General features: G+C 53.4%; 12 protein-coding genes and 1 tRNA gene. 4 read left to right on the top strand and 9 right to left on the bottom strand.

The genetic code is table 11. The features are described from left to right. The first annotated feature begins 478 nt into the window (after positions 1-478). On the top strand, positions 479-1807 hold the full coding sequence (locus MMC1_RS17975) for a GGDEF domain-containing protein (protein WP_011715048.1): 1329 nt from the start codon (positions 479-481) through the stop codon (positions 1805-1807). 150 nt (positions 1808-1957) lie between these two features. Here the strand turns inward: MMC1_RS17975 and MMC1_RS20695 are convergent, their stop codons facing one another. From MMC1_RS20695 to gpmI, 4 genes are all read right to left on the bottom strand, one after another. Further along, positions 1958-3499 (bottom strand): divergent polysaccharide deacetylase family protein, encoded by a 1542-nt coding sequence (locus MMC1_RS20695; protein ID WP_049757743.1) that lies wholly within the window; start codon positions 3497-3499, stop codon positions 1958-1960. Between the two features lie 31 nt (positions 3500-3530). Beyond that, positions 3531-4916 (bottom strand): S41 family peptidase, encoded by a 1386-nt coding sequence (locus tag MMC1_RS17985; protein WP_011715050.1) that lies wholly within the window; start codon positions 4914-4916, stop codon positions 3531-3533. Between the two features lie 255 nt (positions 4917-5171). Next, the gene (locus MMC1_RS20700) at positions 5172-6401 is read right to left on the bottom strand and encodes a murein hydrolase activator EnvC family protein (RefSeq protein ID WP_049757744.1); all 1230 of its coding nucleotides are present in this window, start codon (positions 6399-6401) and stop codon (positions 5172-5174) included. Then, positions 6358-7914: a 2,3-bisphosphoglycerate-independent phosphoglycerate mutase gene (gpmI, locus tag MMC1_RS17995; protein WP_011715052.1), complete on the bottom strand. Its 1557-nt coding sequence runs from the start codon at positions 7912-7914 to the stop codon at positions 6358-6360. Before gpmI ends, MMC1_RS20700 begins: the two co-directional genes overlap by 44 nt. Before the next feature lie 482 nt (positions 7915-8396). Here gpmI and MMC1_RS18000 point away from each other — a divergent pair, with 482 nt between their 5' ends. Next, a complete protein-coding gene (locus tag MMC1_RS18000) occupies positions 8397-10223 on the top strand; it encodes an SLC13 family permease (RefSeq protein ID WP_011715053.1) in 1827 nt (608 codons plus the stop codon). Between the two features lie 97 nt (positions 10224-10320). Beyond that, a tRNA-Ser gene (locus MMC1_RS18005) sits at positions 10321-10410 on the top strand. 377 nt (positions 10411-10787) lie between these two features. Here the strand turns inward: MMC1_RS18005 and MMC1_RS18010 are convergent. After that, positions 10788-11837 (bottom strand): Fic family protein, encoded by a 1050-nt coding sequence (locus MMC1_RS18010; protein WP_041643236.1) that lies wholly within the window; start codon positions 11835-11837, stop codon positions 10788-10790. Between the two features lie 460 nt (positions 11838-12297). Further along, the gene (locus MMC1_RS22430) at positions 12298-12675 is read right to left on the bottom strand and encodes a hypothetical protein (RefSeq protein ID WP_041641428.1); all 378 of its coding nucleotides are present in this window, start codon (positions 12673-12675) and stop codon (positions 12298-12300) included. Here MMC1_RS22430 and MMC1_RS22580 point away from each other — a divergent pair. After that, positions 12556-12807, top strand: coding sequence for a hypothetical protein (locus MMC1_RS22580; protein ID WP_407081021.1), 252 nt, complete (start codon positions 12556-12558; stop codon positions 12805-12807). The genes MMC1_RS22430 and MMC1_RS22580 overlap by 120 nt on opposite strands. On the opposite strand, the gene MMC1_RS18020 is transcribed toward MMC1_RS22580, so the two are convergent. The 3 genes from MMC1_RS18020 to MMC1_RS18030 all read right to left on the bottom strand — a co-directional run bounded on the left by MMC1_RS18020 (position 12703) and on the right by MMC1_RS18030 (position 17768). After that, the gene (locus tag MMC1_RS18020) at positions 12703-14658 is read right to left on the bottom strand and encodes an amylosucrase (protein WP_011715055.1); all 1956 of its coding nucleotides are present in this window, start codon (positions 14656-14658) and stop codon (positions 12703-12705) included. The genes MMC1_RS22580 and MMC1_RS18020 overlap by 105 nt on opposite strands. A 129-nt stretch (positions 14659-14787) precedes the next feature. Then, positions 14788-15621: an HAD-IIB family hydrolase gene (locus MMC1_RS18025; RefSeq protein ID WP_011715056.1), complete on the bottom strand. Its 834-nt coding sequence runs from the start codon at positions 15619-15621 to the stop codon at positions 14788-14790. Beyond that, positions 15618-17768, bottom strand: coding sequence for an HAD-IIB family hydrolase (locus tag MMC1_RS18030; protein WP_011715057.1), 2151 nt, complete (start codon positions 17766-17768; stop codon positions 15618-15620). The genes MMC1_RS18025 and MMC1_RS18030 overlap by 4 nt, the downstream gene beginning before the upstream one ends. Between the last annotated feature and the right edge of the window lie 49 nt (positions 17769-17817).

Consider the following 17817-nt stretch of genomic DNA (forward strand, 5'->3'; position numbering starts at 1 on the left):
CCATTAAGGCAACGGGGAGAGACCCAGTGACCTTAATATGCAATTCGCAGTCCTTTTTCCGCAGACATGCTGGAAAAATTTTATGCTGCTGCGCAAGCTGCTGAATGCGTCAGGTAAAACCAGTGCAAAATAGCGTGTATGAACATGTTTTGTCAAGAATCTCGGCTTGTTATGTGACTACTACGGTCAAAAAGCTTATATAACAATATAATCATGTAATACAAGTTTAATTCGACCTATAAAAACAAATTCATAGTGTATTAACAAACGTCCTTACACTTTGAAAAAATCTCACTAAATCAATACTTAACAAAATCTATTGCGCCAACCGAACCCAAACTTGACCGGGCGTATAGGCACACCATGCCAAAAAACCCTAAACGGCCATCTTTTACTACGCCCTTTACCTCAGCTTGCCGATAAAGAGAATAGGCTATTTTTTCCGTTATGGCTTATCCAAGCAAGGCAGACTATACCCATGCAAGACACCGTCACCTTACTCGAAGAGACGCTTGCTAAGCTCAAACGAAACCCGGCTGATGTAGCGGGTGCGCAAAAAATTATACGGGATCTTATTGTTAAGGGTCCCTGTGACGGTGAACTTGCCCAGATTAAACAGCTGGTCGATACCGTCTTGACCCATTTGGTCAAACCTTCTCTTGAAAAGAGCCATGAACGACAGGCCCAACTTACCCGCTTGCAAAAGGAGCTCTCCAAACAAAGGGTCCCCGATCTAGAGAAACTGAATGGTGATCTGCAAACCATCACCCCTTGGATCACCCAGCCACCCGATTGGGACCGCCAGACCCTTGCCGAGCTGGATAAACCACCAGCCGCTTTTCGCACCCATCTGCTCAACGCCCTGCACTTACTCGGTGAAGCTGACCCATGGCTTACCGAACACCTGCAACACTTTCCACCCCAACAAGAGCCCACCTGGAAACAGCTCTACAATCTGTTAACGGAGCTGCCAAACCAAGAACTGAAACGGGAACGCCGCTGGAACCGGCAAAAGGCCGATCTTTTGCAAACCCTGCAACGTTTGGCCGAAAGCCTTAGCCAAGGTCTCAAAGATCTTGGTCAAGCGGGGGGCGAATCAGAAACCATGCTGGCCCGCCTGCAACAGAGCCCTGAAACGGTAGATCTGCTCGAACTTAAACAGGTTCTCATACAAGAGGCCGATCTCTTTCGCCGTTACGCCAAACGGGTTCACCATCAATTAGAACAGAGCAGCGACCGCTTGCAACAGGCCCACAACCGCCTAAAAAGGATGGATGAAGCGCTGCAAGCCACCCGCGATGTCAACCTGCAAGATCCCTTTACTGGCCTGCCCAACCGCTATGCGCTAAGCGCTCATCTACAACGCATGATGGAGCGCAGCCATCAGCTCGGCCACGGTTTTTCTGTCATTGGCTGTCAGGTCGACCATCTGTCAGCCGTCCTCCATAAACTGAGCGATCACAAAGCACATCGGCTGGTGGTAGCCTTGGCTGCCCGCATGTCTCGTCTGCTGAATGATGGGGAGTGGTTGGCACGCAGTGATGTAGAGCGCTTTTATGTGTTGCTCGACGAACCCGAATATGGGGTCAACCGGGCCACCGCGCTCTCCCACATGTTTCTTGGTTTACGGGAGGATTTAAAAGCCCCTTCACTACGCATACGCGCAGCCTTTGGCGTGGTCTGCTACGATAATCCGCTGGATGAAAAAGGGTTGCTGGAACAGGTCGAGCTTGCCATCAACCAAGCCCGCACGCTGCAAGATGGGGTGCGGGTGGTCAGCTACACGCCCACCGGAAATCGCCCATAGCCCACCATGGCTAAGAGCCTGTCCCACGCTGTTTCTCCCCGTAGGGGGCATCGGTCTGACCGCAAATCTTATTGGTATCTTCAAACACTAAAAGGTTCTTTAAAATCCAAAGATCAAGCATGAGCGTCTGGGATTCATGACATATCCGGGCTAGGGACTGGCCGGTTTAAACCATTTTCGTGAGGATTCGGGTACCAGCAGATTGGAGGCCCGCACCACCACAATACCCCGAGCTTGTAAGCCCGGCAACCACTGCTTGAGTGCTTGCAACGTCACCCCATAAGGGTGCCCAATGGCGATGGCCGAACCGCTCCGTTTGGCGATCTCTTCGGCCTCTTGCAAGCGCTTTAAAATGGCGGCAACGGTGCGTTTGTTATCCAGAAAAACCGAGCGCTTGGCACGCGGCACACCATGGGAGAGCGCCGCACGATACGCCACCGAACGGGGCGAGGTACGGCTGTCAATAAAGTAGAGCTCCCGTTTAACCAACACCTTCATCACATCATTCATGATGACGCGATTTTCGGTCAAGGCAGAACCCATATGGTTATTAATACCCACAACTTCAGGAAAGCGCTCTAAATTGTGGTTTAAAACCTCCGCAATTTCATCCGCATCCATACCCTCTAGCAGGGCGCCAGGGCCTGGGTTAACACGGGGATAGCCCTGGGGCTGCATGGGTTGGTGCAGTATAATCTCCTGCCCCTTTTTGTGGGCCATATTCACCAGCTGACGGGAGTAAGGCCCGCCCGGCAAGACCGCTAGGGTAATATCTGCCGGTAAGGAGACAATGCCCCGCCCTACCCCACCATTATAGCCAAGATCATCAATGATGACGGCAATCTTGACCATGTGGCTATGTTTGGCAGGTACGGGCTTTTTTTCTACCACAGCGGGGGGTTCGGGCTTATCCAAATCTTCGGAGAGATGCTCTTCGTAGAGAATGTCCGACTTGCTCTCGGATTTGGGGTGAGATTTGTCATCCCCATGGGCTTTGGCCGTTTCGCTGGGCACCAACGGCTGTGTCGCTGGTGTGGCAGACGGCCCTAGACCACCCTTTTCGCCATCCGCTTCTATCTCTACGCTGGGTTGCTCTTCCAGCTCTGCGGGGGTGGGTTTTGCCTGCTCCAGATCCGTTGCAGCCTTGGTGGCAGGCTCGCTGCTCGCCTCGCTGGGTGTCGCCTTTAGAACCGTATCGGCCTCTTCTTCAACTTGGCTATCGGCGGCGACCCCTTGAGTGTTGGCTTGGCTCGGCTGTGCTCTCTCTGGCACCTCAGTCGGGGTTATTGTAGGCTCTCCCTTAACCGCCTTACCCAGCCGCTCTTCGGCCTGGCCCGTGTCGGGGTTGCTTGGCACCCTTTCAATGGGCTCAGCCTCCCCACCACGCACTGGGCTCTTGCTATCCGCCCGCGCGTTAAGCTGCAAAGCCGCTGTAACAATGCCATGCTCAAGCCCATCCGTGCGGCCAACCGCTGCACTGGCAACGGCATGCCGCAACTCTGCCCTGGGCAACGAACCTTCTGCCCAAGCATGTAGGTTATACTCAGGCTCCAGTTGAGCCCAAGGACCAGCTACCCAAAGGTAGGCAAGAAATCCCACCAGACCAACCACCAAGAGGGTGCCCGCCAGGAAATCCCAGCGGACCCCACCGTGTTGTCCAGTGTCAGAGGTGACATGTTGGAGAGGGTTCAAGAAAGCACATCCGTGTCGTTAAAAGCGCTGTTTAGTTCTGCGCAGCGGTGGTCTGAAAAACTTGCAGACCGCGCAGCAAATCCAAAGCCCGCTTCAATTGGTAATCGTCCTTGCTGCGACCTGTCACGCTATCACGCTCGGCCTGATCATCCTCATCCTCTGTGGATTTGGTGTCACCCTTTTTCGCGCTATCCTCTGTTGTTGAGGTGGTCTCTTCTTTATCATCCATGGAACGTTTGCCATCGTTGTTAAAGTGACCTTTTAGATCCTTCTCTTTGGTCCGCTCCAAACGATCCTTACGCTTGATGAGGGTCAGATCTTCCACCACGATATCCGGCACAATACCCTTGGCCTGGATGGTGCGCCCACTGGGGGTGTAGTAGAGCGCAGTGGTCAAACGCACACCAGAACCATCAGAGAGGGGCAAAATGGTCTGTACCGAACCCTTACCAAAGGATTGGGTCCCCATAATGACCGCCCGCTTGTGGTCCTGCAACGCACCGGCCACAATTTCTGAAGCCGAGGCCGAACCACCATTGACCAGCACCACAATGGGCGCCCCCTCCATCAAGTCGCCATTGCGGGCGTCAAAAGAGAGATCTTTACCAGGAATGCGACCCTTGGTGTAAACAATACGCCCCTTGTTCAAAAAGGCATCACTCACCTGCACCGCTTGATCCAACAGGCCACCGGGATTGTTGCGCAGATCCAATACCAGACCACGCACATTACCTTTTAGCTCGGCTTCAATCTCATCCAGCGCCTTATCCAACAAGGGCCGCGCCTGTTCGTTGAAAGAGGTAATGCGCACATAGGCTAGGTTATTCTGCTCGGCCCGCCACTTGACACTGCTGATCTTAATGATGGCACGGGTCAGGGTAAACACCAGCGGCTTAGGCTCACCCTCACGCACGACCGTCAGTTTTATGTCAGTATCGGGCTTGCCGCGCATGCGCTTGACCGCATCCATCAGGTTCATATCCTGGGTGCTCTCATCCTCAATCTTGATGATCAGGTCCCCAGCTTTCATGCCCGCCCGGTCGGCGGGGGTATCCGCAATCGGAGCCACCACCTTGATCGCTTGCTCACCACGGGTGATCTCAATACCAAGACCCCCAAATTCACCCTTGGTATCCACCTTCATCTCTTTGAAACTATCCGGGTTCAAAAAGGAGGAGTGGGGATCTAGGGTTTCCAGCATGCCGCCAATCGCCCCGTAGAGCAGTTTTTCTTCGTCTGCCTCTTCCACATATTGTGTGCGAACCAGATCTAACACTTCAGTAAAAACTTTTAATTTTTCATAGGTTATTCTACCAAGAGCCATCCCATTATTGGCTGCTTGGACACCGACAATGAAAAGTATGAACACCACGACCAACCATAGCCAGCCCCGTGCGGATTTTTTTTCGCTGCTCATTTTAAGCACCCATCATGCGCCATGCCGCGCAAGCGTTGAGGCAGAGACCCTTGCAGTCTGCCACCCATTAGTGAATCAAATCCGTTAAAAATGCCTGAAACCGATCTATTTTTCCAGCCTCTTCCCGCAGCAGCCTGCGTGAAAATCAAATATTACCCAAAAGCGTGGTCTCTACGCCATGCAAGGGGTGTGCTAGCTTGGCCCGTAGCCTGCGCGTAAAAAACCGGCACCCCACAAAAATGGGGGCATAAAGCCCTATTTTGCGGCCAACCAACGATGGGCATTTTCGGTGCGACCATTTTGGCGTATCTCAAAATAGAGCCCCACCCGACCATCCAGGGCACCGCTGTTGCCCACCTCGGCCATGGCGTCGCCCGCCTCAACCCAGTCACCTTGAGCGACCAACAAACGGTCATTATGCCCATACAGAGAATAGACATTCTCCCCATGATTAAGAATCAGCAGTTGGCCATACCCCCGAAACCAATCGGCATATACCACCTGCGCGCGATGGATCGCCCGCACCATGCTGCCCTTGGGTACATCATAAAAAAGCCCAGGCTCAAACTCTTCGGCGCTACCCGCCACCGGGTCAGGCAAGCGCCCTTTAACCTGGACAATTTTTTTAAAGGTCGGGGTGCGGCTCTCAACACGCCTGCTGCGGGGGGGCTGCTCGGGGGGGGCGCTGTCAATGGCCCGGGAGAGCTTACCCATAAACTGACTCAACCGCTCATGGGCCTCTTTGAGCTCAACCACCTTACGCGCATGTAGATTACGCTCTTGCCTGACCTGATCTAACAGTTCACTGCGTTGGGTGCGGTGCTGCTGCAAATCCCCACGCAACGCCAGCTCTTTGTTGGCCAACTGATGCAACGACGCCAATGCGGTTTGTTGCGCCGCGCTGGCCTCCTGCAACGCCTCAACACTCTTTTTATACTGCATAAAGCGGGCGTTACGCGCCTCAATAAGATAGCGAAAGTAGACCATGTTCTGCATGGTCGCTTTGGCATGCCGCTGGGGCGATAAAATGCGCAGTGCCTCCTTGCCCTCCATGCCATAAAACAGACGCAAATGGCCCGCCAACAGCTGCTGCTGGCGGGCCATGGCCATGGTGCGTGAGTCGATGCGTGCCGCTAAGGCCGGCAGGGTCAAACGAATGCGCTGAACCTCCTGCTGGATCTCCGCCAGACGCTGTTCACCATCGGTCAGACGCCGCTCCATACTCTCCAACTCACTCAGCAAAGAGCGCTCCTGCCCCTTGGCTTTGTCCAGCGCCAGCTGCTCCTGTTTAAGCTGTTGGATAATCCCATCCAGCTTGGCCTGTTTGGCGCTCAGCCCAGCCGACGCATCCTGCGCCCAAACCGCACCACTCCACAGCACCACCCCCAGTAGCACCCAACCTACCAGCCAAGCCCTATGTCCAGATAACCGCCCCACCGGGTCAAGCAACCGCCGGCTGGGTAAACTGTACCAGGGAGACACCATCCATCTCCAGCGGCTGAGGCAACCCCATGAGCGCCAACAAAGTTGGTGCCACATCACTCAACCGGCCATCGTGCAGTTGAGCATCCCGCCCCAAATAGATCAGCGGTGCCGGATTAAGGGTATGGGCGGTATGGGCCGTGCCCTGCTCATCCACCATTTGATCCGCATTACCATGATCGGCGGTAATAAGCACCTCACCACCCATCTGCACAATGGCATCGGTTAGACGACCCAACTGGGTGTCCACCGTTTCAATAGCCTGCACAGCGGCCTCATAGACCCCCGTATGGCCCACCATGTCGGGGTTGGCATAGTTGACCACCACCAAGTCATAGGGGGTTGATTGGATCTTTTCAATCACCCGATCCGTCAGTTCTGCCGCCGACATCGCCGGTTGCATATCATAGGTCGCCACCTTGGGCGATGCCACCAACAGACGATCCTCACCCTCCCCCGGCTGCTCTTGCCCGCCGTTGAAAAAGTAGGTGACATGGGCATACTTCTCCGTCTCCGCCGCCCGCAGTTGGGTCAACCCGTGTTGGGCCATCACCTGCCCCAAAATATTGGTCAACGCCACCGGGGGATAGGCAATCTGTACGTTTTGCAGCGACACATCATATTGGGTCAGGCAGACATAGGCCGACAACTTGGGCAAGCCATCCCGCACAAAGGGTTCAAAGGTGGTATCGGTAAACACATGACTGATCTCCCGCACCCGGTCGGCGCGAAAGTTCATACAGATAAGCGTATCACCATCGTTGATCATGCCGATGGGCTGGCCTTGCTCCACCATTACCGCAGGCTCCACAAACTCGTCGGTCTGCTGGGCATCGTAAGCGGCCTGAATGGCCTCACAAGCGCTGTCAAAGGGGGTGCCTTCACCCAGTGCCATCAGCCGATAACCTCGCTCCACCCGCTCCCAGCGCTTATCCCGGTCCATGGTAAAGTAGCGCCCGCACACGGTCGCCACGCGCCCGGCACCCAACTTTTGCAACCCCTCTTCAAAACGGGTCATATATTCCATGGCGGATTGAGGCGGGGTATCTCGACCATCCAACAGCGCATGGATATAGATCTCACTGGCCCCATTTTGTTTGGCACACTGCACCGCCGCCAAGATTTGATCTTGGTGGGAGTGGACACCACCGGGTGAAAGCAAACCATACAGATGCACCGCCCCCCCTGCCTCATTAGCGGCGCGGATGGCATCCAGCAATACCTGATTGTGCATAAAGGAGCCATCCTCAATGGCACAGCTTACCCGGGTAAACTCCTGGTAGACCACCCGCCCAGCACCCAAATTAAGATGTCCCACCTCCGAGTTGCCCATCTGCCCGTCGGGCAGGCCCACATCCCTGCCCGAGGTACGCACTTGAGCATGGGGGCGGTTGGCCAACCAGTCATCCATATGGGGGGTGGAGGCATTGGCAATGGCATTATTTTCTTGGGTATCGCGCAGACCCCAGCCATCCAGGATGACCAGCGTCATAGGTTTGGGACGGTGCGTTTGCATGGTCGAAACGTGCTCCGTATAAAGATAGCAAGGAGAGACGCGCAGCCAAGACAAGGCGCGCTATATCGGTTTGTCATCATACCACCAGCCTATGACGGAACCAAGAGCACCCTGTAAAGCTTTCTCGCAAAGAGGCTGCTTTTCGCTGTTTTTACGGCTTTAGTCGGGCCACAATCCCTTTTCCAAGCCTGGATTTTTCCCCTATTTCATGCCACCCCTCCCCTTGTTTGGCCGGTTTGGACCTCTTTTGCAGGTCCCTCACCCCTTGGGCGGGTCTCGTAGAAATCCCCTCCATGATTAGGCTACGCTGCCCTTATCGCGAGGCTGTCAAGGGGGATCGAGCTTTGTTGGATGGTGCTCTATCGTGGGCCACTGGGCAGCTCCTCATCTCAGGCTGAGCCCGCTTGTAACCGAATATACTTTGCCTAAGGGCATTTTAGCTCTACCATCCATGGGGTCATCAACACCGTTATGGGGCTGACATGGAAACCGCTGTGCAAGCATGGATTGTTTTAGGGATCATTGTTGTTGCGGTGGTGCTCTATGCCCAGGGTCGTCTGCCGATGGATTTGGTATCCCTGGGTATTCTGGCGCTCTTGGCCACGATCTTTCAGCTGGTACCACTCAGGGATGCCACCGGCAAGGTGGTTTTGGATGGGGTCGATTTTTTTCAGGGTTTAAGCAACCCCGCGCTGATCTCTGTGGCCACCCTGCTGGTGGTTGGGGAGGGCATTACCCGCACGGGAGCCCTAACCTCGGTCTCCACCTGGATTGATCGCAGGGCGGATGGTTCCTGGACCAAAGCGTTTTCATTGGTTTTGATCATTACCGCGTTAGCCAGTGCTTTCATGAACAACACGCCGGTGGTGGTGATTTTTATTCCCATTTTGGCCGGTTTAGCCAGTCAGTATAAGATCCACTCCCGCAAAGTTTTATTACCCCTCTCCTACATCTCCATTTTGGGGGGGGCCTGTACGTTGATCGGCAGCTCTACCAACCTATTGGTGGCTGATTATGCCGAGCGTATTTTAGACCACAAAATGAGCATGTTTTCCCTTACCCCTGTGGGGATTGTCTTGTTGATGGCCGGTCTTGCATACCTTATTTTCTGGGCACCTAAGTTGATTTCGGATGAGGGGCCTACGCCTCAATCGGGTGATCCTGTGACCCTGCGTCTGTTTACGGCGGAGATGCGGGTGGATGAGGGGTGCCCGCTGATTGGACAGCTTTTAAGCAAGCTGCAACAGGATATTTTTGCCAATGTCACGGTGTATAAGCTGATACGTGGTGCTTTGGTGGACTATACCGCCCCGTTTAAAGAGATTGTCATCAAGGCGGGGGATATTTTGTTGGTACAGGGCACGGTTACGGAGCTTAAGGCTGCGGAGTTTCGGGGTGGCATTACCATTACCCCGTACATGCCGGGCATGCCCCTTTCGGAGCAGGACAAAAAGCGGCGCATGTTGGCTGAGTTGGTGATTACGCCTGATTCGCGCATGGTGGGGTTGACGTTGACGCAGGTGCGCATGCGCCGTCAATTTGGGGTGGCGGTGGTGGCGATCAACCGCCCTGCGCGGGAGATCAAGGGGCGGGTGATTGACACCCCTTTACGCCCGGGGGATCTGTTGTTGGTGGAGGGGATTCCGGAACGTATTGAGAGTTTTTCCACCAGCCGTGATTTTTTGCTCTATTGGGGGGCACACAATGCGGTTAGGCAGCCGCAAAAGGCCCGTGCGGCGGCGGGGATCTTGTTAGGGATTATTCTGTTTGCGGCGTTGGATAGTCACGCCATGCCGGTGTTGGCGACGGTGGGGGCGACGCTGATGTTGGCGTTTCGCTGTTTAACGCTACGGCAGGCCTATAGTGCGTTATCGTCTAAGGTGGTGTTGTTGATTACGGCATCGTTGGCCATGGGCACGGCGATGCAGGGCACGGGGGCGGATCAGTTGGTGGCCCATGGTTTTTTATGGATGGTAGAGGGTTATTCGCCGTGGGTGGTGTTGGCGGCTTTTGGTTTTATGGTCACGGTGTTTACCAATGTGATTAGCAACAATGCCACGGCGATTTTGTTTGCGCCCATTGGGGTTGCCATTGCAGAGGGTTTGGGGGTGAGTTTTATGCCCTTTTTGATGATGGTGATTTTTGGGGCCAATGCGGCTTTTGCCTCGCCCATTGGGTATAAGACCAATTTGCTGGTCTTTAGTGTGGGGGGGTATCGTTTTGCGGATTTCTTTAAGGTGGGTTTGCCGTTGAATGTTGGCTATTGGCTCTTATCGACTTTGTTGATTCCCTTAATGTGGGCTTTTTAAGGTAGGGCAAGGGGTGATGGCTTTAAGGGGTTTGGCTGTTCACAGGGGGGTTGCATAGAAAGTGCGCTTCTGTCATACTCCGCGATTCCCGCTGATCGGAGGAGTGCCAGAGCGGTTGAATGGGACGGTCTCGAAAACCGTTGTGGGGGTGACTCCACCGAGGGTTCGAATCCCTCCTCCTCCGCCATTTCCCTTTTTCATCACGTCCCAGCAAGTCCAGAAAATCTTCAATTTCAACCGCATGATGCGCTAGCAGCGTCCAACCCGATCCAAAAATCTCTTGCCATCCAGCATGCCATTGTGGGTATTGAGAGGGAACCGGACATTATGAGCGTTGCCGCCGGTGTAGACATATCTGATGTGGCAACACTAAAACGGACAGTGTTTTACGCGGACTTGGACCACTCTGTTTCGTACTGAGAAGGCTCTGCCATTTTGAGCACCTGCTCTTTGAACTCTGGGGCAAAATTTTTAGGACTTCTTCTGCTCATTGGACACCTTTCTGAATGAGGTCTCATTTTCCCTCATTTTTTGTGTCCGTTAAAGTGTAGCCCCATCACTTTCTCAGGCTAATGCATACCAGGCACCACGTCCGCTGCCATGCAGGACAAGATGACCCTTTTCAACAAGTTGGCTTAAATGCTTCTTGAGCGTATTACGATTCACGCCTGTTAGCGTCGCTATGTCGCCGATGGTGACGCGACCATGTTCACGCGCATATTCGAGAATTTGCACGGATATTTCCGGTAAAGCGGAAAGAACAATTTTTTCCCGCTCCACTTTCTTGGCCAGCCGCTTCATCTGTTGCTGCAAGGCCCGCAGGAAAAACGTGATCCATGGCTGCCAGTTGGGTGCTTCTGTCCGTATGGTACCTTGAGTTTGGCGCAGGGCGAGGTAATAGCCTTCCTTGCTTTGCTCAATCACACTCTCCAGAGAGCTATACGGCACATAGGCGTAGCCAACTCGCAACAAAAGCAGCGTTGTAAGGATGCGGCTCAATCGTCCGTTTCCATCCTGGAAGGGGTGGATTTCAAGGAAGATCACGACAAAAAAACCCACAATTAGGAGGGGGTGCAGCCGTTTGGTTTCTACGGCTTCATTGACGAAGGCAACGAGTTCTTCTATCAGGCGCGGTGTATCAAAAGGCGTGGCCGTTTCGAAAACGATGCCGATCTGCCTGCCGTCCTCATCAAAGGCTGCAACGCTGTTGCTGGTCGTTTTATACTGTCCGCGATGATGATTGTCTTTGCTGCTGTATTTCAGCAGGTCACGATGAAGCTGCTTGATATGGTTTTCGGTGATCGTGATATCGGCCCAGGATTGAAACACCAGCTCCATGGTTTCGGCATAACCGGCGACTTCCTGTTCATCACGGGTTTCGAATGATTTGATCTGGAGATTTGACAGCAGGCGCTCTACCTCGCGGTCGGAGAGTTTGCTGCCCTCGATGCGGGTTGAAGAGCCGATGCTCTCGATAGTGGCCACGCGCCGCAGGGCAGACAGGCGTTCCGGTGCCAGCGTGCCGAGCGCACGCCAGGCCCCCTTGAATTCGTCGATTTCGGCGATCAGGGAAAGAATGTCCGTGGTAATCTGTAGCGAGTCTGTTTTGATCATGACCCAAAAATATACCCATTTTGACCTAATTAGCACGGGAAAATCCGCGAATGCACCCATTTTGACCCATTTAGTGTGGGTGTTATAAAGGATTGATGGCCTATCCCTTAATAAGCCGTCACCATATTAAAGGGAGGCCTCCGTAAAACGTCCAAACATTTAGGGTATTTGAAGACAACGAGATAACTATTTTCGAATAGTTCGTATGATGACAACCAATACGCCGCCATTTCCCTTTTTCATCACGTCCCAGCAAGTCCAGAAAATCTTCAATTTCAACCGCATGATGCGCTAGCAGCGTCCAACCCGATCCAAAAATCTCTTGCCATCCAGCATGCCATTGTGGGTATTGAGAGGGAACCGGACATTATGAGCGTTGCCGCCGGTGTAGACATATCAGATTGCCGGTGACCCTATGAGAAAGGCACGAAATCTGTTTGCCAAGCGTCAGGCTCCCACGCTACGATGGGGCAAAGAATAGTCCCGTCAGGCACCTCCTGGCGATACCGTAGAGCCACGGTTCTGCGGACTGAACCCCGCTTAGGCAACTTTGCGGGGTTCTTTCATTTTGGCTGGGGAATGATGGATTTTTTGCGGCAGTAAAACGCAACCCCAAGGAGTGATGGATATGACTGGAAAATGTCCCTTCTGCGGTCACCGCAACATGGCCGCCAAATAGGTGGAATACCTTTACCGACTGGGCGAGCAGTTCATGATGGTGACGGACGTTGCCTGTCTGGAGTGCGCGTTCTGCGGCGAACAAATACTTCGAGACCGCCGTTCTAAAGCGCATCAAGGCCGATTTGATGGCTATCCAGAACACCGGCAAAATGCCCATGCAGAGCATTCAGGTTCCAGTGGAAGATCACTCCATCAGCCAATAAAACCCATAGGCCGGAATTGCCAATTGATCGTTAAACCGTTGCGGACTCTCCCCCGTCGAGGCGTCCCGCAAATTATGGCTCTTTAAAAAGCCCAACTGCCTAAGCTGCTCCAACTCCACATACTGCGGCTTTAAATCAAAATTACAGATCACCAATACCTTGGCCGAAGCATGCATAAAATCAAACCGTGCATAGGCCAACAGATGCGGATTGCCCAAATCTAACATCTCACGGTTGTTAAAATCCGCAAACGCCGGGATCTCCTTGCGCACCGCAATCATCTTTTTTAACGCATTAAAAAGACGATACTCCACACTACCCGGCTGATTGCGCAGCTCCGCCTTATCCCAATCAATGGTTGGCCGATGAATCCACCGGCTATCTTCCCGCTTACTCTCTTGCTGCTCATAGCTATAGTCGTTCAAGGTGCCCAACTCATCACCATAATAGAGCAGCGGAATCCCCCCAAAGGAAAGAATCACACTGTGCAACAACAGAATCATTTGGATAGAGGTATGCACCGCCTCCTCATTGCCTTCGTAAAGGGCACTCTCCAAACCCGCTAACGAGGCTAATGTGCCTGAAATACGGGCATCCCCCGTCTTATCATTCTGCCCAAACGGCCTGCCCCGCGCTGGAGAGTCCGTGTAACCCCCCGTAAAATAATCCACCAAAAAACGACGGTGAGCAAACGGCTCATAACCTGCCTGACGAATATCCGTGTCATCAAAACCCAAACCAATGTCGTCATGACAGCGGATATAGTTCAACCATGTGGCCCGCTCCAACTTATCCGGCAAACTCTTAATACCCCGATACAAAAGCTCCGCCTTTTTCGTCGCGATGGCATCCCACAATAGCGCCATGAGAGTGGCATTATAGGCAATCTCACACTCCTTGGCGTTGATGGCATCCTCACCAAAATACTTGGTAATCTCCAAGGGGGAGACAATCGCCTCAGCAATAAACAATACCCCCGGTGCCGTCACCTGACAGCAATCCTTGAGCAGTTGCAGTATCAGGTGCGCCTCCCGTTGGTTTTGACAGGTGCTGCCTATTTTTTTCCATAAAAAGGCCACCGCATCCAAGCGCATAATATCCGCCCCTAGATTGGCCCAGTAGAGAATAATATCCAAAATTTCAATCAGTACCGATGGGTTGCTGTAGTTTAAATCCCACTGATAACTGTTAAAAGAGGTCATCACCCACCGGCCCATCTCTTCGCTCCAGGTAAAATTACCCGGCGCGGTCTGGGGAAAAATCTCCACCATGGACTCTTCAAACAGATCCGGCATGCTCCTATCTTTAAATACATAAAAATAGTTCTGATAGTCAGAATCCCCCTCACGGGCCCGCCTAGCCCACTCGTGTTCGTCCGAGGTGTGGTTGAGCACCACATCTAACGTCAATAACATCCCCCGCGTATGCATGGAATCCGCAAGCGTGGTTATATCCTCCAATGTGCCAGCACGGCTATCAATCTTACGAAAATCCCGTATGGCATAACCCCCATCACTCTTATTCGGCGGGCAATCCAGCAGGGGCATAATATGGATCATGTTAATACCCAGCTCTTGCAAATAGCTAAGCTTGGTATTTAAACCCTGTAGATCGTTGGCAAAACCATCACTGTAGAGCGCCATACCCACCCACTGCTGATGCAAAAACCAAGTGTGGTCCTTTTCACGCTCCAGATCAGACTCCCTATACTGGGCCGGACGCGCAATATACTGCCGCGCCATGGTCTCCACCAACCGCTTCATCTGCTCATTAAAATCATTCCGGTTGCCATACAGCACCTTGGCAATGGAGTGAATGGCATAAAAATTTGCACCTAAGCGGGTATAAAAATAGCGCATTTGATTTTGCTTGAGGATCTCCGGGTCCAACTCAAGCATAATTTCATTCAATAACGAATGGGATACCTGTTCATACATCAACTCTATCCTTTAAACAGCGACCTCGTACCCTGTCAGCGCAGGGATACTCAGCCCTTAATTAAAACCGCAACACTGGGGGTAAAGAGACGAGATGGCACACCTGCTTTCGTCACCCCCTGGCACGACCTATTCGCGCAATGCTTGAATAAGCGCTTTAAACTCAGGGTAAAAATGCACAACACCTTCAAGTATGCCCGCAGCATAGTTACCATTCATCTGCAAATGGCTACCCTTGGCCCGGTAGAGCTGCTCCGCCCCAACCCCCTCCACCGCAGCCACCACCGACAGGTCGGCATTGGCAACCAATACAGCGGGTATGGGGCTAAGCAGCACATCCAGATCATTGCCGCTATCACCGGCAAACAGGGTTTCATGCAACCCATAACCCAGCTGTTGCAGCAAAAACATCACCCCATGGCGCTTGCTGGCACTGGCAGGCAAAATATCCAACAGGCCCACCTGCTGCAACACATCTTCACTCCAGATCAGATTGGCTTGGATGTGGTGGGCGCCAAGGTGCTGCTCTATGGCCTCTATCAGCCGTGGGGCATCTTCCTCTAACCCACAATAGTAGCTTAGTTTATGCCGTGCCTGCTTCTCTGGCTCCTGCAACCGTAGGCCCGGCCAATCCTCCAGCAGCTGGTGTATCTGCCCTGCATGCATACCCTGCCATACCGCATCCAGCTGGGCTTGCCAAGCTTGGTTGGGTCGCCAAACCCCCTGCTGCACGTGGTAGAGGGTCGCGCCCACATCCGCCACCACAAAATCGGGTTGGGGTAGTTGATAGCGCTGTATCGCCTCTTCCACCAACGCCTGATGCCGCCCTGTCACATAGGCTAACGCAATGCCCGGTTGTGCCACAAAACGGCCAAACAACGCCCGCACCCCCGGCTGCTCAGGCTCTTTGCCATTGGGTATTAAGGTACGGTCCATATCGGTGCAAAGCAGCAGTCGTCTCATGATGCCGCCCCTTTGCCCGTACCAAAAAAGTCATAGTGGTCAATGGCCTCGATAATACCCGCCGCATAACTCTGCTGCGCAAAATAGATTTTATCAACCTCAGCCAGGGTCGAGAGCTCCTCATCATGACGGTTGCCCACCACCACCGCTTGGGTATTACCCCGCATCATATCTTCATCGGCCCCTGAACCACCGGCCACCAACATATTCTCCAAGGGGATGTCCAACTGCGCCGAAACCCAACGCAGCGCATACCCCTTTGAAGCACGGTGCGGCAGAATGTCCAAAAACTGCCCCCGTGAAAAAATGACATTCACCGTCTGCTCCTGTTGGTGCAAAATACGGTTGATCTCCTGAAGATCGGGGGCCACATTGGGATCCATATAGTAGCTGATTTTAAAGGGTGACTGGCTACCCTTAGGCTGCATACTCAAACCGGGTACCTGGCTGAGTATTTCCACAATTTCATGACGGAACCACAGGTGATTGATATGTTTTTTCCAGGCACTATCCAGCAGCAGATCAGGGGCGTAATAGACCTCGGTTCCTAAATTGGCCATAATTACATCGGGCTGGGGTATTTTGTGTTTGCGCATGACACTCAAGGCGCTCTCCAGATTGCGCCCGGTGGCGATGCCAAAACTCACCTGCTTACGATACTGCCGCATTAAGGCCACAAATGCACTCAGCGAGGTATCATCTCCCAACAGGTTTTGATCCAGATCCGTAATAATGGCCGCCTCTCGATAGTGGGCCGGTCTGCGGCTCAAGCACATACGCTGGAGCGGCCTACTACCCTCAACCAAGGGCTGGATCATGGCCAGATATTTTTCCACATGGGCCTGCCATGAATAATGGGCACGCACCCCCTGCTGCCCCGCTTGAGCAAAACGCTGCCACTGCCCTTGATCGCTGAGTATATCCATCAATGCCTGCGCAATGGCCTCCCCATCCAACGGGTCTATGAGCAGGCCATTTTTGCAATTGGAAACAATATCAATCGGCCCGCCATCCTCGGTGGCCACAAGGGGCAATCCGCAAGCCGCCGCTTCGATTAGCGTTAGCCCAAAAGGCTCGATCAAGGCAGGGTTAACAAATACACCCTTAGAAAGCGCCGCCAAGCGGTAGAGCTGGGGAACATCGTCAGCCTGATGGTGCTTGGGCATGGCCATTTTACCGTAGAGATCGTAGAGATCCATGGTCATGAGCAGGCTGGTGAGCACCTCTTGCGCACCGGCGTCCATATCCCGAATATCGTCGCGATTGCCTGCGATAATCACCAGATTTGCCATCTCTTGCAGTTGGGGTGACTGGCCATACGCCTCCACCAGGGTGGTGATGTTTTTGCGTGGGTCCGGTCGGGAGAGGGCGAGGATAATGGGTTTGTCAGGATGGGTTAAAAAGCGGGCCAACTGTTTGGCGATGTCACTTTGGGCTTCGTCACCCTGGGGCGCATAAAATTTATTAAGATCGGTGCCCGGCGGTATCACCTGCATTTGATCGGGCTGGTAATAGTCATATAAAACATACTGGCCTTGAATCTCCTGATGGGTACTCACCACCACGCTAGAGGCCGCCGCCAGGGTACGCTCTTCGGCATCAATACGGCGGCTGATGTTATAGATGGCCTCGATCTCCTGACGGGCCAGCCCACCGGCCAACAGTCGCTTGCGCTTGCTGCGCCCCAAAGAGTGCCCCGTGTGGATCAGTGGAATCTCTAACATGCTGCACAGATGCGCCCCCACATAACCGGCATCGGCATAGTGTGTATGGATAAGATGGGGCATATGGGGCTGTTCATGGATATAGGCCAGCGCATTATCGGCATAGTTATCCAAGCTATCCCACAACTGCTCCTTGGGCAGATAAGCCAAGCCGCCGCACTCGATGCGCACAATGCGGGCTTTATCTGAAAGCCTCTCCACGGGCTCGGCATAATCGCTGCTCAGTTGGGCATCCACCACCCGGCGGGTGAGCAGATCTACCCGCCCGACTTCTGGCCGCTGGGCCAAAGCGCGGGCCAATTCCACCACATATTTGGTTTGCCCGCCGGTATCGGCGTCACGTCCTAACTCAAGATTTTCACCTCGGATAAGGCCATGAGGACTGATTAAAATGAGGTAAAGCGGGTTAGCATAGGTATTCATAAAGCGGGGCCTCCCGGTCAAGGTTGTTGCTGCTGGGGCAAACTTCCCA

The sequence above is a fragment of the Magnetococcus marinus MC-1 genome (genome assembly GCF_000014865.1).
Lineage (GTDB): Bacteria > Pseudomonadota > Magnetococcia > Magnetococcales > Magnetococcaceae > Magnetococcus > Magnetococcus marinus.